The sequence below is a fragment of the Idiomarina seosinensis genome (assembly GCF_003987275.1).
GTDB lineage: Bacteria > Pseudomonadota > Gammaproteobacteria > Enterobacterales > Alteromonadaceae > Idiomarina > Idiomarina seosinensis.
On record NZ_PIQF01000002.1, the window covers coordinates 353,677 to 376,726 of the forward strand.

The window sequence follows — 23,050 nt, forward strand, 5'->3', positions numbered from 1 at the left end:
CTTATAAACAGTTATTGCAAACACCTATTCTACTGTCGCCGATCCGCTATTTATTTCTTTACCGGCTTCTGTCATTATCCTGCTCTTAATTCAGAATCAAAGCGATTCGCCAGAGGTCTATTAACACCAATGTTCCATCAACTGAATCAACAGTGTCGAAAAACTCAGTATGTAGCACCTTTGCTATTGCTGATTTTTACGTTGTGTTGGGGGCAAAACTTTGGTTGGCTGGAGGGCTGTCCTAAACATCAGGGCGCGCCAGCGGCTGAACAGCTTGCAGGAAGCCATGCGGACCTGGGTACAAAACAAGAGAGCAGCAAAGCCGACTGCGACAAGACCACGCATTTATTGCAGCAGTTCCAGTCCGATATCACCTACGCGGCGCTGTCTTTCTTTATTCTTTTGACTTTGGTGCTGAAAACCTCTGTTAACAAGCAATTAGCGCCCCCGCTATTTTTCTTTTTCTGTAAAAGGCGACCCCACGCCGTATTTTGTTGCTTTCTGGAGTAGCGCTTCCAACCGATTTGCATCGTTGGAATACTAACTTCAGGAGTAATGTATGAATAAAATTTTACCGTTATGGCTGCTATCGCTGATTGCAGCGCTGCTGCTTTATAGCGCTCAAAGTTTAGCGGAGACACCGTCTACCGGTTGGTTAAGTCATAAAGACCACCCGCCGGTATCTGTAAAGCTGGAACTCACTGGCAATTATGAGACTGAGCGCAACCTAATACCCGCCCTGCTACATGTTGAGCTGGACGAGGGCTGGAAAACTTACTGGCGTTCACCTGGCGAAGGTGGCATACCACCGACCTTTGATTGGTCTGAGTCATCCAATATTAAGAATATTGAATGGCACTGGCCGGTTCCTTCACGCTATAGCATTCAGGGTATTGATACCGTCGGGTATCAGGGCTCGTTGACCTTTCCGTTAATGATACAACTAAGGCCCGATGCCCGACGGGCGCGCATTCGTGGCACGCTGACTATGTCGTCGTGTACCACCGTTTGTGTTCTCACCGACTACCCTATTAACTTAAAAGTTGAGCTGGACACCCTGATCGTCGACAGTGACCGTGCCTTTGCCTTTAATCAGGCCATGGGTAAAGTGCCTCGAGAATACGATAGCAATAAGGTCAAGCAGGCTATTTGGTCAGACAAAAGCCAGCGCGTTCAACTGACTATTGAACGTGACAGCGGTTGGCAAGATCCTCAGCTGTTTATACACAGCAACGACGATGCGCTGGCCGATGCAACCTTTTCATCTCCCGATATTCAAGTGGAAGGAAATAGACTCACAGCGCATGTTGATGTAACCCACTGGCTGGAGCTGCCGGATCTTAGCGGAGCTGAACTCATCGCCACGGTCAGTGATGAAAACTTCGCCGCCGAATATAAGGTTCCACTAGCGGCAGGGACCATTGCTGATAACTCACTTCCGCTCTGGGCCATTCTACTTATGGCGCTAGTCGGTGGGCTTATTCTGAACATTATGCCCTGCGTGTTGCCGGTATTAGGCTTAAAAGTGCAAAGTCTTATGTTGTCTGGCGCACAAGAACCTAGAGTCGTGCGTAAGCAGTTTTTTGCATCGTCACTGGGTATTATCAGTTCGTTTCTTATCATTGCCCTGGGACTTATTGCGCTTCGCTGGGCAGGCGGCTCTGTCGGCTGGGGAATTCAATTTCAGAACCCTTACTTCATTGCCGCATTAGTCGCTATTACCTGGGTATTCGCACTGAACCTAATGGGCGCCTTTGAGTTTAAATTACCGTCCTCTATAAACACCAGCGCCGCTACCGCCGGTGACGACAGCTACAAAGGACACTTTCTTCAGGGCATGCTGGCTACGATACTGGCAACACCTTGTACTGCGCCCTTTTTAGGTACCGCGGTAGCCTTTGCTTTGGCCGCTGAGTCATCGGTAATTCTACTGATATTTGCTGCTCTGGGCATTGGTATGGCACTGCCATGGTTACTCATAGCGGTTTTCCCGAAAACAGCGAAGTTACTGCCCAAACCCGGCCGCTGGATGCAATGGGTGAAGCCAATTTTCGCCATTATGATGCTGGCAACGACCGCCTGGCTGACAGCCTTGCTGAAAAACTTTATCAGTCATGAGTTGTTCCTGGCGCTCGCCGTCGGTTTATCGGTTCTAACATTGCTTATTATTGGTAAAATTCATGGCCGCAAAGCGCTGTTTTTATCCATTGGCGGCTTCTTAGTATTGGCTGCAGTTGTCGGCACGACGTTAATACTCACCGCTGACCGTTGGGTCAACAAACTGCCCCAGGACCACCAGTGGCAGGTATTAACGCAGGAGCGTATTGATGCAGCTGTTGCTAACGGTCAAACCGTATTTGTGGATGTGACCGCGGACTGGTGTATCACTTGCCAGGCCAATAAAGTGGGTGTACTGCTACAAGACCCGGTATTTACTGCCCTGGGGCAGCAGCATGTTACTCGCCTTCGCGGCGACTGGACGAAAGCAAACGAGAACATTACCCAATACCTGAAGGCCAACAACACCTTTGGTGTACCATTTAACAAAGTCTATGGACCCGCTGCCCCGGACGGTATCCGCCTGCCTGTGGTGCTTAGTAAAGGCAAAGTAATGGACACCCTGGAGGATGCCCGTGCGCAACAATAAATCGAAAGTGTCATGGGTAAAGCGATTAACAACGGCAGCCCTCTACGTATTGTTGTTCTCGACGGTGGCAGTGGTTGTTGACGCCTTCCGCAATAGTGATGTACCGGAGTCTGTTCCGGCCGAGCTTTCTTCGCTAACGGACATAAACGGCGAACAGTTCAACTTACGTGAAATGAGCAAGGACGGTCCGGTTGTGCTGTATTTCTGGGCAACCTGGTGTCCGGTCTGTCCAGCGGTATCGCCTACGGTTGACTACGCTGGACACTACTACCCCACCATAAGTGTGGGCTTGCGCTCTGGCAGCAACGAAAAGCTAACCCAGTATGCGCAGGCAAAAGGGTATGAGTTTCCTATTGTTAACGACAACCTCAACCGCATTTCTAGTGGCTGGCAGGTCTCTGCTACGCCAACCATTATCATTATTAAAAACGGTGACATTGTCTCGGCGACAACCGGAGTCACGACCCCTCCGGGTTTAATTATTCGCCTTTGGTTTCACCAGTTTTTTAAGTAGGAAAATAGTATGAATTTTATTTATAAAATGTTTTTCATTATTGCTGTTGTGTTTACCAGTAATGTATTAGCACAAGATTTAACCCCGCAGCAAGCAGAGGAATTGGAGAAAGTCGAGCAACTATTACGCGAAAATCCGCAGCTGATTTCAAATATCCATCAAGGCTTGCAGCGCTTTTTAGAGCAACAAAGTGATCAGCAAAATGCATTTTCTGACCATCAGGAGTGGTTATATCAGTCAGCGGCACATCCGATTTTAGGCAACAACGATGCAATGCATAAAATCATTGTCTTCACCGACTACAATTGCCCATTCTGCAAAAAATTAGAGCCCAGTCTGCATAAACTGGTTGAAGAATATCCGTCGATTCAAATAGTGAACGTGTTTGTGCCTTTACGGCAGCAGCAAGTGGATGGTCTTAAAACTAATTCGACGCTATATGGATTAAACCTGTGGCGCAATCATCCCGATGCCTTCTTTGAGGCTCATAATCTGATGATGAAAAAATCGGGCATGCATACGGCTGACTCATTGCAAAGTGTTGCGCAGGTAACCGGTACCGAAGCGTTTTTATCACCGTCCGATGAGAGCGAAGCCGTTATTCGAAAAAACATGTCAGCGTTTCGCGACTTAGGTTTTCGCGGCACGCCGACTATTATCATTGGGCAGCAAGTAACTCCAGGCTACATTCCGTATGACAAGCTTGAAGCTATAGCCACAAAGCAATTTGAATTAGATTAACTGGGCTTTACCAGTAATTCTCAGAAGTCACGTTGCCGGGCTTACGCCGGGTGTTTTTGGCAAGTCCAAGCTCGGCGAAGGCAGAGCGTGACTCTTGGATCATGTCAGGGTTACCACACAGCATCACTTGCGCCGTTGTATCCAACGGCGTTTTTAGCGCGGTTTCTAACTGACCGGACCGTATCAGTTCCGGTATTCGTTCAGCCAGTGCTCCAGGGATAGTCTCGCGGGTAATCACCGGTTGGTACCCTAATCGGTCTGGGTATTGCTGCTGCCACTGCTGTATTTGGTCCTGATACGCAAGATCTGCAGCATGACGTACCCCATGGACCAGATTGATTCGTTTAAACCGGTTCCACGGTTTGTCGGTATGCAGCATCGAAATAAACGGCCCAATACCAGTTCCTGTTGCCAGCATCCATAAGCTGTCACCATCAGGGACCTCATCCAGTGTAAAGAAGCCACTCGCTGGTTGAGTTAGATTGACCGAATCGCCGGGCTGTAACTTAGCCAGGCGCGAACTGACCAGCCCCTCGTGCACTTCAGCAATCACGAAATCTAAAATTGACGCGCCCGGTGGGCTCGCCAACGAATAGGCCCGCAACAATTGTTCGCCACCAACGGTGATACCCAGTCGCACAAATTGCCCAGCCTTAAAATCAAAAGGCTCAGCAATTACTCGTAAACTAAATACCGTATCGCTCCAGCGGTAATTCTCTACCACTTTTCCACTAATCCACTGGATCATAGGGGCTTTAGTCCTTATCGGTTTGAGAGTCTTTCTCTGCTAGCTGCTGTTCAAGCTGAACGACGCGTTCACGCAATCGCAACAGCATCTGTTGCTGCACGTCCATCTCTTCGCGTGTCACCAAATCTAACTTTGACAGCTGGGTTTGCAGCGTCTGTTTCACGCGCTGTTCAACGTTATCAGCCACTTCTTTTACGCCTGCTGGCATACTGTCACTAATTTGCTTCGCAATATTCTCGATCGTCTTGTTGTCCATAATGGTATCCTTTGGGTAGAATCCGATGTCTTTCTAGTCTACCACTCCTTTTAAGGTCTGTTTAATGTTAAACGAACGCCAGCGACAAGCAGTTCACTATATTGAAGGACCACTATTGGTTCTGGCCGGCGCTGGCAGTGGTAAAACGCGCGTTATTACAGAAAAAATTGCCTATTTAATTCGGCAAAAAATTTATACCCCGCGGCAGATTGCAGCGGTCACCTTTACCAATAAGGCCGCTCGGGAAATGAAAGAGCGGGTGGCACAAACGATGGGCAAACAACAGGCCCGCGGCTTAACAGTATCTACCTTCCATACTTTAGGACTTAATATCATTCGACGCGAGCTTGCAGCGTTAGGCTTAAAACCTGGCTTTTCCCTGTTCGACGACCAGGACACTTTTGCTCTGCTGAAAGCGCTGACCGAAGATGAGTGGGAAGGTGACAAACAGACGATTCAAGCCTGTGCTCATCAAATTAGCAACTGGAAGAACGACATGCTAACGCCGGAGCTCGCAGCTAATAAGGCAGCCAGCGATACTGAGCAGGAGTTTGCCCGAGTTTATACTGACTATCAAAGGAACCTAACTGCCTGCAACGCAGTGGATTTTGATGACTTGATTCGGCTACCAACGATGCTGCTCGCCAGCAGCGAGACATCGCTAAAACGTTGGCAAAAGAAATTTCAGTACTTATTGGTCGACGAGTATCAGGATACCAATACCAGCCAATATCAATTAGTTAAGTTACTAGTGGGAGAACGCGCCCGCTTTACTGTGGTTGGTGACGATGACCAGTCGATTTATTCCTGGCGGGGTGCGCAACCCCAAAACCTGGCGCTACTACAAACTGACTTTCCCAATCTCAAGGTGGTGAAGTTAGAGCAAAACTATCGATCACACGGCCGTATTTTGAAAGCCGCTAATATACTGATTGAAAACAATCCCCATGTATTTGAGAAAAAGCTGTTCTCGGACATGCAGTACGGGGTTCCAATGCGAATTATCTACGGCCGTAATGAAGAACATGAGGCTGAACGTGTTGTAGCAGAAATCGTAAAACAACGTTTCTTAAAGAAAACCGACTACCACGACTTTGCTATTTTATATCGCGGCAACCACCAGGCAAGGTTATTCGAAAAGGCGCTAATGAATAACCGTATCCCGTACAAAATAACTGGGGGTCAGTCATTTTTCGCCCGCGCCGAGGTAAAAGATATAATGGCTTACCTGCGGCTGCTGGTGAATCCGACCGATGACACTGCGTTTTTACGCATTATAAATGTTCCTCGTCGCGGCATTGGCCCACAAACTGTAGAACGTGTTGGTGAGCTATCCAAGCAGCTCGGCTGCAGTCTGTTCGAGGCAGCACAATCACCTCATGTAAAAACCTTGCTCGCCAGTAACGTGTTTAATTCGCTGGACACCTTTGTCCAGATGATGAGTTCGCTGGCACGAAAAGCGGATCACCAACCCGATGCGCAAGAAGCGGTTCGGCAACTACTTAATGAAATTGCTTACGAAGACTGGTTGTTTGAGCAAAGCCCTAGTGCTAAAGCCGCTGAGATGCGAATAAAAAATATTTACGAACTGCATCGCTGGGTAACAGAAATGCTCGCCGGTGACGATGAACACGATGCAATGACGCTCGATCAGGTCGTCAGTCGGCTTTGCTTGCGCGATATGATGTCGCGCAATGAAGACGATGACAACTTTGACCAGGTGCAATTAATGACGCTGCATGCTTCCAAAGGCTTAGAATTTCCTCAGGTATTCCTGGTCGGAATGGAGGAAGGCTTATTGCCGCACCAAAGCAGCATCGATTTGGAAGATGTCGAAGAGGAGCGCCGACTGGCTTATGTCGGTATTACCCGCGCTCAACACCAATTAATATTTACCATGGCACGAGAAAGACGCCAATTCGGCGAAGTGATCCAGCCTCAAGCCAGTCGTTTTTTACACGAATTACCGCAGGACGATCTCGAGTGGGAGCATCAACGCAAAGAGAAGTCTGAGGATGAAAAAGAAGAACAGCGTAGCAGAGGTCTTGAGATGCTTAAAAACGCGTTAAATAAGGGAAGTTGATTAGCCAGCTGATTCCGAATTGGACTGGGTTAAGGCGTGTTCATACTGCTCAACAAACTTTCCCTGACCGGCATAAACGCCTAAATCCTGAATATGGGAAAACTCCTCTTGAGTATCAATACCCGCAGCGTATAAAGAAATACCCAGCTCATCACACAAAGTCACTACGTGTTTTAACATAGCGCGGGCGCGTTCATTACTTTTAAGACGCGAGACATAGTTTTGGTCGAGTTTCAAAATAGAAAATGGGTAATTATATAAATATTGCAGTGGACCTGCCCCTCGGCCAAAGTCGTCTATGACTAGAGTAAAACCTTTCTCCGCAAGACGCCGTAAGCTGGCAAGAGAGCGGCGATCGTTCTGTGTTAGTGCGGTTTCCGAAAACTCAAATGCTATCGCTTCAGGAGCAATCTTGTAACGCTCGACGGTTTCGATAAGTTGATTAACATAGCCGGTTTTTATCAGGTGCCGAGCCGATAAATTGACATGCAGTCGCGGCAGTCGATTATGCCGTTCTTTTGCAATTCTCTCGCAGCAGCGTTTCAGTACATAACGATCTAGTTTAATAATTTGCCCGGTTTTTTCCGCCAATGGTAAAAACTCATCGGAACTTAGCGCCTGACGCTCATCATTCCAACGGAGATGCATTTCCACTCCAACGCGTTCATTCGAACGGAAATCGACAATGTCTTCATACTCTATATCAAAGTCTTCTTCTATTTTCGCATGCCGCAGCGCTGTCTCTCGGCGCACAGAATCAACCAATGACTGGTGCATCTGCTCATCAAACAATACATACCGTCCACGACCTTGGGTTTTCGCTTGATACATTGCTGCATCTGCATCGCGCAACAAACGCTCGACCGTATCTTTATCGTCTCGACATAAAGCGATACCAACGCTAGCTCCGGAGTAGTGCTCCTGCCCATTTAAGTTGAATGGGTCACTTAGACTTTTGATCATTCGCTTGGCAATCTCTTTGGCATCTTCAATCGACGACATGGTATCTAGCAGCACCACAAATTCATCACCACCTAAGCGGGCAACCATGTCATTATCGCGGACACAGTCGGTGATGCGTTTACTGACATCTAATAAAAATTCATCGCCTGCGGAATGGCCCAGGGTGTCATTAATGTTCTTAAATCGATCAAGATCCAGAAATAATACCGCGAAATGATGCTCTACGTGCCGCCGTTTATGGGCTAGTGCTTGTTGCAATCGTTCCGTAAACAACGCCCTGTTCGGCAGACCCGTTAAGCTATCATGATGTGCATCGTGAAATAGGCGCGCCTCAATTTTCTTACGTCGCTCAATTTCCGAGACTAACTCTTCGGTCCGCTCGGTCACTTTTTTCTCAAGGAACTGATTAACCCGCTGAATTTCATCAGCCGAACGTTTACGATCGATAGCCACTGCAACATGCTGCGAGACAAAATTTAACAGCTCAAGATCATCGGCTTTGTACAAAAACTCGTTATCGTAGGTTTGTACTGCTATCACCCCAAACACTTCACCATTCAGCATTAGCGGAGAACCAAGCCACTGCTTAGCAAGCTCACCGCCGCCAGTTCCCGGGGTGACTTCGCCGTCTTCTATCAGTTGCTGTCGGTGTCGGGCGTTAATAAAAACAGCTTCTCTTTTTCTGAAAACGTATTCGGTCAAACCGCGGCTAACACGACGACGTTCTGCTTTAGCCCCAGTCTCATCCACATGATAAGGAAAGTGGAGGTGCTTTTTATCGGGCGATAACAAGGCAACATAAAAGTTATCCGCGTGAATCAACGTACCAATCTCTTTGTGCAAGCTCTTATAAAACGTGGTCATGTTGTCAGAGGTATTGGTAAGCTCAGAGATTGCAAATAGCACAGCTGTCTGCTGCTCGGCTTTTTCGCGTTCAGTGATTTCTTTCATCAGGCTTTCGTTGGCATGACGCAGCTCAGCAGTCTGGTGCTCAATTTCATTTTGCATCAACTCTTGCTGTTTTAATCGCTCTAAGGCATTGACCACGTGTTGCGAAACGAAAGTCAGTAAGTCTTCGTCTTTTTCGCTATAACGGCATTCGTCGTTATAGCTCTGCACCACCATCACGCCGATAACCGTGTCCTGACTCTTTAAAGGAACCCCTAGCCAATCGACAGGCGCGGCGCCCATTTCCTTAACTTCGCCATCTTCAATTAATTTTCCAAACACTTCCGGTGGGCATAACAATGAACGACCGGTGCGCAGGATGTAACCCGTCAGACCGCTACTTAATGTTTCTACCGGCAACTGTTCAAAGATGGTGTCCTGATCGACTTCATCAACAAAATAAACAAAGTTAACCACTTCCTGTTGAGAATCGTGTAAGCAAATATAGAAGTTTTTAGCAAACATCAGTTTGCCAATAATTTCATGAACAGATCGGTAGAAGCTATCCATATCGCGAACTTCAGCTGCTAGCTCTGAAATTCTGAACAATGCGTTTTGGATAACTTCGGCGGAGCGATACTGGTTGGTAAGATGTTTTAAGCGACCCACAACTTTACGCAACTTGAGGTTTTCTTCCTCAAGCTGTTGCTGTTGTTCAGACATACGCTCTTTCGCCAACTAACAACTCTCCAATAGAGTGATAAGCCGTGTGTCATAGGGACTTTCGGCCGAATGTTATCATTTATAACAATGCCAGAGTATAAACACCTGTTTTCAACTTGCAACCACTGTATGCAATCTAACCTTGAACTTTCAACACAGGACACAAAAAAAGCCACCTACAGGTGGCTTTTTTGCTTTACGCTAAAAATTAGCAAAACATTCATTATATATCTTCAATCATATAATCAATTGCAGCCTGAATTTCATCTTCAGAACAATCTGAACAAGTCCCTTTCGGCGGCATAGCGTTGTAACCTTCGACCGCATGGCGTAAGACTGTTTCCATGCCCTGTGCCAGCCGTGGTTCCCAGTCACTTTCATTATTTAATTTTGGCGCACCCATAACACCCGAGGTGTGGCAAGCCGCACAGAACTGGTCATAAACAGCCTGCCCTGAACGTGGATCGCCACTTGCTGCCTGCTGTTGATCGCCGTTCTCACCAGCCACATAATGTTGGCCTAATGGCTCAATACGCTTTTCGATGGCGTCTCTGGTCATTTCGTCTTGCACAGAGGCCGCGCCTGCCGCAACCGCAAACAATGCTGCTATAGAGGCAATAAGGCCTTTCGAGGCTAGAGATTTAATACGTTTCACTGGTTTCTCCTAAAATGGCTGGTGATATACATTCCCAGTTTGTGGGATGATTATAACCACAAATGCAGACAGGATAAACAGTTGGTTGATGTAACTCGAAAAATTGCTTTATTGGACTTAGACGCTTTCTTCGCCTCCGTTGAAGTGTTGCGCGATCCGAGCCTGCTACACAAACCTTTTGCGGTCGGTGGCGGTGGCGATCGCGGGGTTGTAGCAACAGCAAACTATTTGGCTCGGCGCTACGGAGTAAAGAGTGCTATGCCGGGCAGTCATGCCCGCAGACTTTGTCCTCAGTTACTGTTTGTTAAACCCGACCAGGCACGTTACCGGCAAATGTCGAATCAGGTTCTTAATCTATTATTAGAAGTAACCGATACCATCGAGCCGGCTTCTATCGACGAGTTTTATCTGGATTTAACCGAAAACACGTTATTTAAAGGCAGTGCCTCCCTAACCATGCAAGCCTTACGTGAAAAGATAAGTTCTTTGGGGATTACCGGTTCCGCCGGCATTTCCAATCAAAAAATGGTCGCTAAAATAGCTAGTGATGAAAATAAGCCCAACGGGCAATATCTGGTGACCCCCGAACAAGTGGTCGATTATATTGCTCAGCTGGAGCTAAAGCGAATACCGGGAGTTGGACCAAAAAGCCAACAACTGTTAGCCAATCATGGGCTACAAATGGGCGCCGACATTCAGCGCACTGAACTACAACAGCTGCAGCAAATTATCGGGGATAAAGCAGGATATGTTTTATTTCAACGCTGTCGGGGCATCGACGAGCGACAAGTTATTACTGAACGGACACGTAAAAGCGTTGGTGTAGAGCAAACATTAACAGCGGATATTACCCAACTAAAAACAGCCCAGGATTATTGCCAGCAGCAGTTACTGGTAAAATTAAAACAACGACTAAAAATAACCTCCTGGCAAGAACAACCGATTCGAACGCAAACGGTTAAATTAAAGTTTTCTGACTTTACTCAGACTACTGTCTCTAAATCCAGTCAGCGAGTGTCACCCAGTTTGTTTTATCAATTATTGGAAGAGGCTTGGTCAAGAGGCGGTCAAAAGGGGGTGAGGCTGATTGGGGTTAGCGTTAGTTTACCTGACCCCAATCAGCAACAACAACTTGAACTCGACCTTGATTAATCTTCTTTAACGGTTACCGTAATTTTTTTGGACATAACAGCCGGGTCATGAGGCACATGATTCTTGTCACCCAGAATCAACTGTAACGTATGTTCACCGGGCTCAAGAGTCACTGTTGTCTCAGTCTGACCTCCGCCAAAGTGAATCACATCACCACCCATAGGTTGGCCCATTTCTGGCATTTCCTGCTTATCAATCAGCAAATGGTGATGCCCGGTGTGCTTGGCATCAATGCCAGCCGGTGCAACCCCCATACCTGACAGACCAAATTTCACCTTAAATGTTTTACCGACGACTTCTCCGTCCTGTGGAGAAATAATATAAGCCTGCGCCCCTTGCGCTGACTCAGTACGAGACATTTCCTGTGCTTCGGCTGTTGCCAGTACCGGCCCTCCCAGCATAGCCAGGGCTCCAATTACTATCGCGCTCTTCATGGTTGTCTCCTTAAAGGGTTTAGTTCAGTTTAAACTTACTGACTAATGATTCTAAACGATCAAACTCCTGTTGTAATTGTTGGCATGCCTCATTGGTTTGCTTCAGGTTCGTCTGATTCTTATCATTTAGCTCGCTAACACTTACAATGTCGGCATCCAGCGACTTAACCACTTTGTTTTGCTGCTCCGTCGCGGAAGCTACGGAGTGGTTCACGTCATCTATTTGTACGATGATTTCATCTATTTCGGTCATGTGTCCGGTTGATTCACCAGCAGACGCGACACATTCCTCGCTAGTCGATTCACTCTGCTTAATAACACCCACTACCGCTTTTGTACCCTGCCTGACACGCTCAATCATATTTTCAATTTCTTCGGCTGAGTCCGCGGTTCGTTGGGCTAAGTTCCTAACTTCATCCGCCACAACAGCAAAACCACGTCCCGCTTCTCCGGCTCGAGCCGCCTCAATAGCTGCATTAAGTGCCAATAAGTTAGTCTGTTCAGTGATGCCTTTAATGACCTCAAGTATCTGACCAATATTTTGCGTGTTTTCATCGAGCTCGCGAATGGCTTCTGCTGATTCTTTCATACTGCTCGATAGTTGCTCAATTTGCTCCATATTATTGCGTAGCGCAGTACGCGCAGAAGTTGATTTGCTGTTCGCCAGCCCCGCCTGTTCAGAGGCCGTTGATGCGCTTGTAGAAATATCATTGGCACTGGCACCTAACTGATTGATTGCCGTAGCAATGGCGCTCGTTCGACTTGCCTGCTCGTCACCTAGCTGTACAGAGTCGTTGTTAGCTCGAACCATAGCGCGAACGTTTTTTTCTAAAGCAACAGATGCTGTTTTAACATCACTTATGGCCGCGTGAATCTTCTCGATGAATTCATTCATACGTTGCGAAAGACGCCCAAACTCATCATCGGACTCAACCGGTAGCCGCTGAGTAAGATCTCCTTCACCTCGGGCCATATCGGTCACCGCGTAATGCAAACGATCCAGTGGCCGCATTAGCAACTTAAGTAACCAACTTAATAAAATAACCACGGCTACTATACCAACCAACAAGTAGATCGCCGCGGTCCAGGCAAAGCTAGCAACACCGGCATAGGCTTTTTCTTCATCGATCGCTACCGCCAGATACCAGTTAACGCCCTCGATACCTTCAACTTTACGAAAAGATACGAGTCGCTCCACTCCGTCTACTGAATAAGCCTGAAACTTACTGGAAATACCAGCTCCTTCACCCAAGTATTGGCTAATCGATGAGTCGATGAGACCAGTATCCGGATGACTCAAAATGCTACCCTGCTGGTCAACTAAAAAAGCGAAACCGAGCCCCATAAAATCGACATCATTAACAATGCCCGAAATGGTATCCAGCATCATGTCGCCACCGGCAACGCCTGATAAGCGGCCATTCTCACGCATTGGCACGACTGCAGAAATTGTCAATTCATTGGTAGTAACGTCAATATAAGGCTTGGTATAAGTGGGCTGTTGCTGTTCCACAGCCAGTTGATACCAAGGACGCGAACGTGCGTCGTAATCATCCGGCAGGTCAATCGAGGTATCGTCAAGAATGAAGGTTCCATCGACCAAACCATAATAAACATTTTTAAAGTTGCCCGCGGCTTTTGACTGTTGCACTTTTTTCAGTGCCTGCGAATTAGAGTCTTCCGCCTGGTAAGCTTGAGCCGTCGCTCTCACAATACTCATACGGTCATTCAACCACTGAGAAATATTGCTCGATACTGATCCCGAAAGCGCCTGCATTTGAGCTTGCAAATCGGTGCGGATCTGCGCTGACATTTGATAAAAGTTAGTCAGTGTAAATACACCAAGGACCAGCACCAGTATCAACGATGCGGCAATAATCACTTTTTGGGTAAACTTAAGCGACTTCAACATGGCTTAGCTTTCTCTCATTATTGTAGTAGTTCAACCGACCTGTATGTCAGTTATCGGGTATCGTACGTACCGCTTCTTAGGTGTCGCTACAAAATATCCCAGGGTCAATGGGCCCAGTCGTCCGGCAAACATTAGAAAAACCAGAATGAGCTGACTCGCACTCGTAACTTCTGCGGTGATACCGCGGGATAACCCAACCGTCGCGGACGCTGACAAAACTTCAAACGCTATATCTATAAACGGCAGCTGGTTCAAAATCATTAATGCAAATATACCGCAGAATATTAAACCAAGGTAAACAATAGTGACCGCCAAAGCTTTCATAACAAGGTCTTGCGGCACGGTACGATCAAATAAAGTGACCGCCTCACGCCGGCGTAAAAACGTGTACGTTGCCATTAACAAAATAATGAACGTGCCAAGCTTTATGCCTCCGGCAGTGCTCATTGAGCCACCACCGATAAACATCAGTAACAACGTAAAAACAGCACTGGATTCTGTCATTGCTCCGGTATCCAGGGTGTTAAAACCGGCAGACCGGGGAGTGACTGCATGAAACCAACTATTCACCGCCTGATCGTACCAAGGCATTCCCGCAATCGTGGCTGAATTGTTTAATTCTAATAGCCACAATATGCCCATAGCGGCGAGATTAATAAATAATGTAGCCAGCAAAATAGCTTTGGTGTAAACGGAGAACTTGTACCAGCGTCGTTGTTCGTAAATATTATATATGACGGAAAAACCCAGCCCGCCAATCACAAATAAAACACTGACCAACAGTGTAATAAAACGCTGCTCCTGATAATCGACCAGCCCGTTGGGGCTTAACACAAAGCCAGCGCTGTTAAACGCAGAAACTGCGTAAAAGGTCGATTCCAATAATGCGTCGGTAAAACCTTTATCTGCTACCCAATAAATTGTCATTGCAATCACAGCAATCGCTTCAGCAACTAAGGCTAACACGACTACCGCGAGGGCCGTCTGTTTAATCGATGCTAAACTGGTCTGCTGCATAACTTCTTTAGCCAGCATTTGCTGCTTCAAGCCGATTTGTCCACCCAGTGATATTGCGGCCAATACAGCAAAAGTCATAAAGCCCAGTCCGCCGGCCTGTATCAAAAGCGTAATTACCGTTAAGCCAAATCCAGAAAAGGTAGCTCCGGTATCGACCACCACCAAGCCTGTCACAGTAACCGCGGAGGTTGCTGTGAACAAACTCTCCAACCATGTGATCGGCTGTTCGGTAGCAAACGGCAGCTTTAACAATAAAGTACCCACTGCAATAAGCGCAGCGAACCCGGCCGATAAAATAACCGGCGGACTAAATTTAACGGTTTGCCTACGATTGCTACGAGGTCGTTTCCGATAAAAGAAGTTTAGTTTCGGTAGCCACTGTTTCATTACTTGTCTTGGCTTAGCTTAGGAGCCATTGATTTAAGGGCTTGCAAGCTACCTGCTAGCACTAGTGTTTCATTCCCTTCAAGAGTCACTGAAATAGATGGGTTGGCAGTTACCTCATCGCGACGCTTTAATAACAGTAAATGAAAATGCTCTAGTTCATCCGGTAAAATATCTTCAATTTTTGTGTCTTTAAGGTTGTCGCCAACATCTATTTCAACACAATACCAGTTGTGGCCAAGCGACATATATTCATTAACCATCGGGTAATTCAACGCTTGCGCCACACGGATCCCCATTTCTTCTTCGGGATGAATGATCCTTGATACTCCAAGTTTGGACAATATCTGGTGATGCTCTTTTGACGTTGCTTTTGCCCAAACTTCTTTTACGCCAATACTCTTCAGATGTAATACACAAAGCAAACTTGACTGCAGATCTTCGCCTATCGCCACCAATACCACGTCACAGTCTTCCAGGCTGAGTTCACGCAGCGCTTTTTCGTCGGTCACGTCGGCTATCGCAGCGTGAGTTAATTGGTCGGCTAATGCATCGACACTTTTTTCATCAGAGTCGACACCAATAACTTCATGTCCCAGGTCCAACAGCTCAAGCGATGTTCGGGCGCCAAACCGTCCCAACCCAACAATTCCAAACTGTGCCATCAAATTTCCCCTCTATTAGTCGGCGATAACTCTATTTCGACCTGCGTCTTTGGCTTGATACAAACGTTGGTCGGCTCGCTCTAGCCAATCGGTCCAATGCTCGCCTTGCTTTAATTGAGCAACCCCAATTGATAATGTCATTGATGCCTCGGCACCTTTTACTTTAAACACTTTTTGCTCAAACTCAGTACGTAATGTTTCTGCCGCCACTACAGACCCGCTTAAATCGGTATCATGCAAAATAACCAGAAACTCCTCACCGCCGACACGGAATACGCTGTCGGTAGCTCGCACCGATTGCTTAATCGTTGCTGCGGCCTGAATTAATAATCGGTCGCCCTGCAAGTGACCGAATTTATCGTTCAGGGGTTTAAACCAATCAATATCACAAATCATGACCGAAACATCGCCCTGACTGCGCTTAAACAATGCCAATATTTTATCCAATTCAACGTTAAGTCGTTTGCGGTTGTAGACCCCCGTCAAGGTATCGGTCGTCGCCAGATCCGTAAAGTTGCGCTGCATGCGCTGTAGTAGTACCAACAAAGTGATCGTTAAAACCACCATGGCGCCCAACGAGAGAATACCACGCCACGCCAAATCAAGAGGCATAGAAACTAACGCGGCCAAGCTGATTAACAGATAAAAAATAAAGGCACTAACGAACGCTAATTTGCGTTTTAGCAAAAACACAACTGACGCCATCACCGGAAAACTCCAGAGAAAGCCATGGATACCATTTATCCAGGTTGAATACGTAGCGGCTAAAGCCAACATGGTGACAAATATTAGCAGGTGAGTCTGCTCTAAACTTGCTTGCCGTGAGCGCACCGCAAGCGTGAGGGAGTATGTGCAAAAGGCCGCCAGCCAAGCGGCCATAAGCCAATTGTTCGCATATGCCTGGACTATCGCCAGTGGTAGCACAACCGCAAATGCTCCCCACTGGGTCCGGTTAGCGACTTTACGAGTAAAAACAGACACGACATCCTCTGTCGTGTGCTGGGTTTGATCGGCACTCTTTCGGAATAGATCCATGCGATTCCTTATCCCCGCATTTAGCGAGTGATGGCTGGTGCCATGAATAACGCGTTCATAAGCACTGTATTCAACCCATCCATGTAAGCTCTATAGGTCGGTTCTTGGGTAAAACTTATAATCATTCCATCCGCCATTGGCTGCCACATTAACAAAGGCTTATAGGGCAGCTGCTTTAAAGTTTCGTCCCACAAAAAGCCGCTGGCAATCAGATCATCCTGACCAGCGAACCAAGCAATATTACGCCCATCATTAATATCTATTGGACTAAAAATATCATTACCATTAAAAATGCTTACCAGATTCCCTCTGAGCCCAGCACTTAACCAATGAGCAGTATCAACTTCAGCATTAACTAGCGCTCCGGATACCCAGTCTGGATCCGCTTTATGCGGTTTAATTTCGGACATAAATTGCTGTCGTGAACTAATAACTGTGCCGTCTACTTTTGTTGTGTCATTTACCTCTTTTGCCTCACCCTCTACTACGGCACGTTCAAGCTTGCTCTTCAATAGGCCTGCTTCCACTGCCCAGGCAGATGCATTACCCAACGTAATCAAGACTCCACCGTCAGCGATCCAGTCTTTTAATTGACTAACTGCAGCTTCGTCCAGATAGCCATCGTAGCCATAGCTCTCCGGCAGAATAAACACATCGAAACCATCCAGACCCGCTGTTTTTATTTGACCGGTACGCACTGCGGTTACCGGGTAACCGATTTGCCGCTCGATGACAAACCGCGTATGACCAGCATTATATTGGCTGACTGGCTCATCCCAGGCCAGCCCAATTTTAGGCGCAAATAAGTTGTGCACATTCTCAGAGCCAAAGTTCGGCCCATCAGTGACCCAGCTGGTATCGACACCTTGTAGAGTCGCTCCCGTTTTTTCCGCTAGCTGCTGCAATAGGACAATCAAGTCTTGTTTTTCAGTATTGTCAGCTTGGGTTAAAATTAGAGAACCACTGTCAAATCGGCCTGCAGTTTCATGAGTAAAGGCTAACTCGCTCTGTTTAACTTCAAGGCCGTGCTGTAATGCGGCAGCCAGAAACCTCCCCGCATTCATATCACCCCAGTCAACCAAATAAGCAACGCTGGCATTAGGATTAATGACCTCACCGGGGCTCACTCTGCCCTCACTAACAGCGACCGTTTCTACTGACGGTAAGTCATCACAAGCGTCAACCTGAACATTAAACATCAACGGCAGTGACCAGCCGGTCACGTCGTATATCTGATCCGGTAAATTGTTGCTGCGGCGTTGTTCTTGCTCCTGCAAAAAGTCACTCGCCATATCAACCTGTTCATCCATTAAGGTTCGGATCATCCGGTAACCCGGTTGAGCCATATCGACAATAAAACTGCCTTTTGGATACTCAACATCACAAACTTCAAACTTGTTTACCGATGCGTCCACATCTATTCCCTGCTCCACCAGTAGCGAGGCCAGTTTGCGGGCTGCAGCAGGGTCATCTTTACCTGCAACCAATAGCGCTCGGCGTTCGTCATTCTGACCCGCTTTCACCGCGCTTTTGCGGTAGTTCCAGAACTTCTGTAAAAGCGCCTGCCGCCGCTCAGCAACCGTCTCGATAGTTGATAGTGATGCAATAAAATGTTGCTGGACACCGTCTGCATAAGTGAGTATCGAACCATCTTCACGCTCAAATCGGTGTCCTCGTGCTGACGCCATTTCGTAAGTCATTGCAACCGAACCGTGGTACAACGGCCAACTTGCACCATACCCCGGATAAAAGGCATCAAAAATTTCACGGGTAAAATAATGAAAACCTTTATCATCAAACCAAGTCGCATTATTTTTCCCAATCCAGTTAAGAGTTTCTCGTTGCTGCTCGGTTATCAACGGGTTATACGGCCGCGCTTCTGGCGTAAAGTAATAGGTTGAATCACCACTCATTTCATGCAAATCAACAAAAACCAACGGGAAATAGGTCAGCAGTGCGTCTACCTGGCCTTTGATCTCAGGCTGAGTCAAAGCAATCCAATCTCTATTCATATCAAACAAATAATGATTGGTGCGGCCACTGGGCCAAGGCTCATTATGTTCGGCACTGCGCCGGTCAGCCGAGTGCTCTAGCCCCACAGTCATATAATAACGCTGTACAAAGCGTGCCCGCCCATCTGGATTCTGTAATGGGTCGATAAAGACAACAGTGTTATCCAACCATTCTTTAGTCTCCTGCCTTTGATCATGCAACAAGTGGTAGCCGGTCATCATTGCCGCTTCAGGAGAAGAAATTTCGTTCCCATGGACACCGTAAGACAGCCAAATGCTAGCCGGCATTTCTTCAATGAGCTTTTCGGCGTCACTATCGCTCAATTTCCTTGGGTCTGCTAATAATTGCATATTATTAGTAAACTGATCGAAGTTGCGGATATTATCTGCACTTGAGATAACTGCGTAATACAGTGTCCGACCTTCCCAACTTTTTCCGTATTCAAGCAGTTTTACCTGCTCCGGAAAAGCCGCAGCTAAAGCTTCGAAATATTGGCTCATCGCTTCAGGTGAAGTTATTTTGGTTCCTATCGGGTAACCTAGTACCTGCTCTACGGATACTGAATCACTACCATAGCTGGCTTCCTCTAACATCGAAGCCTCACCCTTAAGAGTATCGGCTACTGCCCCTGCTGCTGTCAGAGACAACGCAAGAGAAATGGTCAATTGCTTTAATACGCGCATTATTTTGCTCGGCCTAATCATTTTTTAGTATATGTAAGACTAATGTAAAAGCAGAGCGGAACGAAGTGAAGGTTTATTTAATCATTGCGGTAAAGCAGCCAATAAAAAAGCAGCTGTTAAGCTGCTTTTTTTAACACGTTAAAAAGCAAGTTACTGGCAAGAGCCGCAACAAAAGTCTTCCCCGTGTTTTGGCACAGTATCTGAGTCGACAAACAGCACAGTATTTTCTAATTCAATATGATCGTTTAAATCCTGAACTAGTTCCCGCAATCCGCGATACAGCTCCTGCCAAGTGCCACAGGCCCCTTCGGGTGGGGTTAAGTCGTTAGTTATTGCCAAAATATGCTGCAGCTCCTGGTCATGTTGTACATGCTCCTCCTCCATCACAGAGATAGGGCCACTTGGATAAATACCACGCACTAACATTGGAAATAAGATTTGTTCTTCTTTCATCATATGGCTTTCTAATTCATGTAGCATGCTGTCCAAATGCTCAGCCAGGCCAGCTGGCACTTGCGGATGGTCGTCGTGCACCTGCTCCACTTTTAAAGCCAGTTGCTTTAGCTCAGGAATTTGTGCACGATGGCGTTGATGAAAACGCTCAACAACGTACTGCACTAATTCAGTGTTACTTTTATCCCGCCATTGATTTACAATTTCTTGTGACATGTTGACCTCGTCGTCGAATTAAAATGATTTGTAAAATACTTCGTTGACAAACAACACTGCACAAATCAGGCCAACATCTACCCCCTTAGAGTTATTGAGCTACAGCGGCATCCGGGTATTATTAACCCTCCGTTTTTGGGTTTTATTAACCATAAGTGTAAAAATCACCATGCTGCAACAAAGTTTAATGGCTGACCTTGTCACCGATGTTCCCGCTGCCGTCCGTCTGCAGAATTTAGTAAAAACATTGCGCCAGCACTTCCATTGCGGTGCCGTGGTGCTGTTAAAAAAAGAAGATGAGGCGTTGCAGCCAGTAGCAATGCATGGGCTGGTTAATGAAGCCTTAGGCCGGCGTTTTGTCGTTGCGCAGCATCCGCGATTAGCAACCCTTATGGCCTCGCGCAACGCGGTTCTGTTTGAGCCTGGGAGCAGCCTGCCGGATCCCTATGACGGTTTATTAGCTGAGCAGCCGGGAAACGCTATGCCAGTTCACGACTGTATGGGGATTAGCTTGTATATTGAAGGCCAATGTTGGGGGGTGCTAACCCTGGATGCGCTAACTCCAGGTACCTTTAATGATCAATCAACCGTCGAACTACAGCGATACAGCTTAATCGTCGAAGCTGCAATTAGGGTCGGTTTACTCGAACAACAAGTAAGAGCGTTGCGGCAGGGTCAACAACAAACCTCCGCTGGAATTTCCTCGGCTCCTAATCAAGATTCTGAAATTATTGGTAAGAGCCAAACCTTACACCGCGTACTGAAAGAGTTACATGCGGTTGCGAAAGCGGATTTGCCCGTGTTGTTACTGGGCGAAACTGGAGTCGGCAAGGAGCTGTTTGCTCGTGAACTACATCGTTATTCAATCCGTTCTGGCAAGCCAATGATTTACGTCAACTGTGCAGCGCTCCCCGAGTCTTTGGCGGAGTCAGAGCTGTTTGGCCACAGCAAGGGCGCTTTTTCCGGCGCGACCAGCGAACGCGGTGGCCGCTTTGAAGCCGCTCACCAAGGAACGCTATTTTTAGATGAAGTCGGTGAATTACCCTTGTCTATTCAAGCCAAGCTTTTGCGCGTCTTACAAAATGGTGAAGTGCAGCGGCTCGGTTCCGATAAACCCCGAAAAGTTGATGTTCGAATCGTTGCCGCGACCAATCGAGACTTACAGCAGCAGGTTCGCGACGAGCACTTTCGGGCTGATTTATATCATCGCTTGTCCGTCTATCCGCTGCCGATTCCTCCATTAAGAGACCGAGGTGACGATATCCTATTATTAGCCGGCCATTTTCTTGAACTAAACCGGAGCCGTCTTGGACTTCGCGCATTGCGCCTATCCGGTAACGCAGAGCTTGCTTTAAAACAATACCGCTGGCCCGGTAACATCCGCGAACTTGAACATGTTATTAGCCGTGCCGCGATAAAACTTATTAGCACCGGTATCGACCCAAATAGTATTAGCACTATAGAAGACAGTACACTAGACCTAACAATGCCGGTTAGTGCACAAGCACAGCGTGAAGAGCTTAATGACTTTACCGCTAACGGCGCGGCCGATTCCTTGCAGCTACTATCTTTGCGTGACGCGGTTGAGCACACGCAAAGACAGTCGATTAGACAGGCATTAATAGCAGAAAATGGGAAATGGAATAGAGCCGCAAAACGCTTAGGTGTAGACTCCAGCAACCTTCATAAGTTAGCTAATAGATTGGGTATTAAACAATAATGCAATGGGTGTCGATTGTTTTCTGGCGTTGTTTTGCGCTGGTATTTGTTGCTTTGGGGTTTGTTGGCCTATTACTTCCAGTGATGCCAACTGTTCCTTTTTTGATTGCTGCGTTATGGGCAGCCAGCAAAGGCTGGCCCTCGCTAGAAGCCAAACTCTTAAGTCACCCCAAATATGGCCCCGATATACGGGCCTGGCGAGAGCGTCGTTGTATTCGGCGAAACGCGAAGTGGGCTGCCACGATTATGATGGCCGGTGGCTATATTGTGCTCTGGTTTATGAAGTTTCCGCCCACTTATCTAAAAATTATTGTCGGTATAGTGCTGACAACTGTTGCCATTTGGGTATGGCTAAGACCGGAGCCTCAAATACTGCCAAAAACGTCTGGAGTTGCCGATGAAAACCCTAAATCATGAGCAAATGCTTCGCTATAACCGCCACATTGTTCTGCCGGCAATTGACCTTGAGGGTCAAGAAAAACTATTGAACAGTCACGCAGTAGTCGTAGGCGCCGGCGGACTTGGCTGCGCAGCACTGCCCTATCTTGCGGCTTCGGGGGTTGGCAAACTGACTATTTTTGACCACGACCAGGTTGAACTTAGCAACTTACAAAGGCAACCGCTTTACGGTGAGCAGAACGTTGGCCAACCAAAAGCTGTGGCCGCCATGGAACGACTTAAACAACTAAACTCGGGGCTGCATGTTAGCTGCTACACAGAAAAAGCCGATACTTCTTCATTGCACCGATTGGCAAGCAGCGCAACGCTTGTTATCGACTGCAGCGATAACTTAACCACGCGTAACCAACTCAATCAGTTTTGTTATCAGCATAAGATTCCACTGATATCAGGCGCGGCAATTCGCTTTGAAGGCCAGGTAATGGCTTTTTCTATGCAGCACAACAGTCCCTGTTATCAGTGCCTTAGCTTACTATTTGGCGAGCAGGCATTAAGCTGTGCCGAGTCGGGGGTGGCTTCTCCACTGGTCGGCATCATTGGGGCAATGCAGGCGTTAGAGGCTATCAAGCTGCTATCGGGCGCCGGGACACCGCTATTCAACACGATGCTAATGTACGATGGCCTGGCAGCGGAATGGCAGCGCTTTAACATCGCCAAACATCCACGCTGCCCTGTGTGCCATTAGCGTAC

20 protein-coding genes are annotated in these 23,050 nt (G+C 47.2%); 9 read left to right on the forward strand and 11 right to left on the reverse strand.

Annotated elements, in window-relative coordinates; all coding sequences use genetic code 11:
- Positions 1 to 129 precede the first annotated feature (129 nt).
- The 4 genes from CWI81_RS08050 to CWI81_RS08065 are packed head-to-tail and all read left to right on the forward strand — an operon-like array spanning position 130 to position 3,902.
- Positions 130 to 510, forward strand: coding sequence for a hypothetical protein (locus tag CWI81_RS08050; RefSeq protein WP_126784789.1), 381 nt, complete (start codon positions 130 to 132; stop codon positions 508 to 510).
- Between the two features lie 49 nt (positions 511 to 559).
- Positions 560 to 2,647 carry a protein-disulfide reductase DsbD family protein gene (locus CWI81_RS08055; RefSeq protein ID WP_126784790.1) on the forward strand — a complete coding sequence of 696 codons (2,088 nt, stop codon included), beginning with the start codon at positions 560 to 562 and terminating at the stop codon, positions 2,645 to 2,647.
- Positions 2,634 to 3,161 carry a protein disulfide oxidoreductase gene (locus CWI81_RS08060; protein WP_126784791.1) on the forward strand — a complete coding sequence of 176 codons (528 nt, stop codon included), beginning with the start codon at positions 2,634 to 2,636 and terminating at the stop codon, positions 3,159 to 3,161. The genes CWI81_RS08055 and CWI81_RS08060 overlap by 14 nt, the downstream gene beginning before the upstream one ends.
- A 9-nt stretch (positions 3,162 to 3,170) precedes the next feature.
- Positions 3,171 to 3,902 carry a DsbA family protein gene (locus CWI81_RS08065; protein ID WP_126784792.1) on the forward strand — a complete coding sequence of 244 codons (732 nt, stop codon included), beginning with the start codon at positions 3,171 to 3,173 and terminating at the stop codon, positions 3,900 to 3,902.
- 7 nt (positions 3,903 to 3,909) lie between these two features.
- On the opposite strand, the gene CWI81_RS08070 is transcribed toward CWI81_RS08065, so the two are convergent.
- Together CWI81_RS08070 and CWI81_RS08075 are read right to left on the reverse strand one after the other, a co-directional pair.
- Positions 3,910 to 4,650 (reverse strand): ferredoxin--NADP reductase, encoded by a 741-nt coding sequence (locus tag CWI81_RS08070; RefSeq protein ID WP_126784793.1) that lies wholly within the window; start codon positions 4,648 to 4,650, stop codon positions 3,910 to 3,912.
- A gap of 7 nt (positions 4,651 to 4,657) precedes the next feature.
- Entirely contained in the window at positions 4,658 to 4,906 is a 249-nt protein-coding gene (locus tag CWI81_RS08075) for an accessory factor UbiK family protein (protein ID WP_126784794.1), read from the reverse strand.
- 64 nt (positions 4,907 to 4,970) lie between these two features.
- Between CWI81_RS08075 and rep the strand changes: the two genes are divergently transcribed.
- The gene (gene rep, locus CWI81_RS08080) at positions 4,971 to 6,989 is read left to right on the forward strand and encodes a DNA helicase Rep (RefSeq protein WP_126784795.1); all 2,019 of its coding nucleotides are present in this window, start codon (positions 4,971 to 4,973) and stop codon (positions 6,987 to 6,989) included.
- Here the strand turns inward: rep and CWI81_RS08085 are convergent, their stop codons facing one another.
- Both CWI81_RS08085 and CWI81_RS08090 read right to left on the reverse strand, forming a co-directional pair.
- Positions 6,990 to 9,578, reverse strand: coding sequence for a bifunctional diguanylate cyclase/phosphodiesterase (locus CWI81_RS08085; RefSeq protein WP_241970391.1), 2,589 nt, complete (start codon positions 9,576 to 9,578; stop codon positions 6,990 to 6,992).
- 208 nt (positions 9,579 to 9,786) lie between these two features.
- Positions 9,787 to 10,218: a c-type cytochrome gene (locus tag CWI81_RS08090; RefSeq protein WP_241970392.1), complete on the reverse strand. Its 432-nt coding sequence runs from the start codon at positions 10,216 to 10,218 to the stop codon at positions 9,787 to 9,789.
- 81 nt (positions 10,219 to 10,299) lie between these two features.
- Between CWI81_RS08090 and dinB the strand changes: the two genes are divergently transcribed.
- Positions 10,300 to 11,370: a DNA polymerase IV gene (gene dinB / locus CWI81_RS08095; protein ID WP_126784796.1), complete on the forward strand. Its 1,071-nt coding sequence runs from the start codon at positions 10,300 to 10,302 to the stop codon at positions 11,368 to 11,370.
- Here dinB and CWI81_RS08100 read toward each other — a convergent pair.
- From CWI81_RS08100 to CWI81_RS08130, 7 genes are all read right to left on the reverse strand, one after another.
- Positions 11,367 to 11,804 carry a DUF4399 domain-containing protein gene (locus tag CWI81_RS08100; RefSeq protein WP_126784797.1) on the reverse strand — a complete coding sequence of 146 codons (438 nt, stop codon included), beginning with the start codon at positions 11,802 to 11,804 and terminating at the stop codon, positions 11,367 to 11,369. The two genes, dinB and CWI81_RS08100, sit on opposite strands and share 4 nt — an antisense overlap.
- A gap of 19 nt (positions 11,805 to 11,823) precedes the next feature.
- Positions 11,824 to 13,716 carry a methyl-accepting chemotaxis protein gene (locus tag CWI81_RS08105; protein WP_126784798.1) on the reverse strand — a complete coding sequence of 631 codons (1,893 nt, stop codon included), beginning with the start codon at positions 13,714 to 13,716 and terminating at the stop codon, positions 11,824 to 11,826.
- A gap of 30 nt (positions 13,717 to 13,746) precedes the next feature.
- Positions 13,747 to 15,120 carry a TrkH family potassium uptake protein gene (locus CWI81_RS08110; RefSeq protein WP_126784799.1) on the reverse strand — a complete coding sequence of 458 codons (1,374 nt, stop codon included), beginning with the start codon at positions 15,118 to 15,120 and terminating at the stop codon, positions 13,747 to 13,749.
- Positions 15,120 to 15,782: a potassium channel family protein gene (locus CWI81_RS08115; RefSeq protein WP_126784800.1), complete on the reverse strand. Its 663-nt coding sequence runs from the start codon at positions 15,780 to 15,782 to the stop codon at positions 15,120 to 15,122. Before CWI81_RS08115 ends, CWI81_RS08110 begins: the two co-directional genes overlap by 1 nt.
- Before the next feature lie 15 nt (positions 15,783 to 15,797).
- Positions 15,798 to 16,817 (reverse strand): GGDEF domain-containing protein, encoded by a 1,020-nt coding sequence (locus CWI81_RS08120; protein WP_126784801.1) that lies wholly within the window; start codon positions 16,815 to 16,817, stop codon positions 15,798 to 15,800.
- 20 nt (positions 16,818 to 16,837) lie between these two features.
- Positions 16,838 to 19,513: a M14 family zinc carboxypeptidase gene (locus CWI81_RS08125; protein WP_126784802.1), complete on the reverse strand. Its 2,676-nt coding sequence runs from the start codon at positions 19,511 to 19,513 to the stop codon at positions 16,838 to 16,840.
- 150 nt (positions 19,514 to 19,663) lie between these two features.
- On the reverse strand, positions 19,664 to 20,182 hold the full coding sequence (locus CWI81_RS08130; protein ID WP_126784803.1) for a hemerythrin domain-containing protein: 519 nt from the start codon (positions 20,180 to 20,182) through the stop codon (positions 19,664 to 19,666).
- 169 nt (positions 20,183 to 20,351) lie between these two features.
- On the opposite strand from CWI81_RS08130, the gene norR reads away from it, so the two are divergent.
- The 3 genes from norR to CWI81_RS08145 are packed head-to-tail and all read left to right on the forward strand — an operon-like array spanning position 20,352 to position 23,045.
- Positions 20,352 to 21,902: a nitric oxide reductase transcriptional regulator NorR gene (gene norR / locus CWI81_RS08135; RefSeq protein WP_126784804.1), complete on the forward strand. Its 1,551-nt coding sequence runs from the start codon at positions 20,352 to 20,354 to the stop codon at positions 21,900 to 21,902.
- Entirely contained in the window at positions 21,902 to 22,318 is a 417-nt protein-coding gene (locus tag CWI81_RS08140; protein ID WP_126784805.1) for a YbaN family protein, read from the forward strand. Before norR ends, CWI81_RS08140 begins: the two co-directional genes overlap by 1 nt.
- The gene (locus CWI81_RS08145) at positions 22,299 to 23,045 is read left to right on the forward strand and encodes a HesA/MoeB/ThiF family protein (RefSeq protein ID WP_126784806.1); all 747 of its coding nucleotides are present in this window, start codon (positions 22,299 to 22,301) and stop codon (positions 23,043 to 23,045) included. The genes CWI81_RS08140 and CWI81_RS08145 overlap by 20 nt, the downstream gene beginning before the upstream one ends.
- The last annotated feature ends 5 nt before the right edge of the window (positions 23,046 to 23,050 follow it).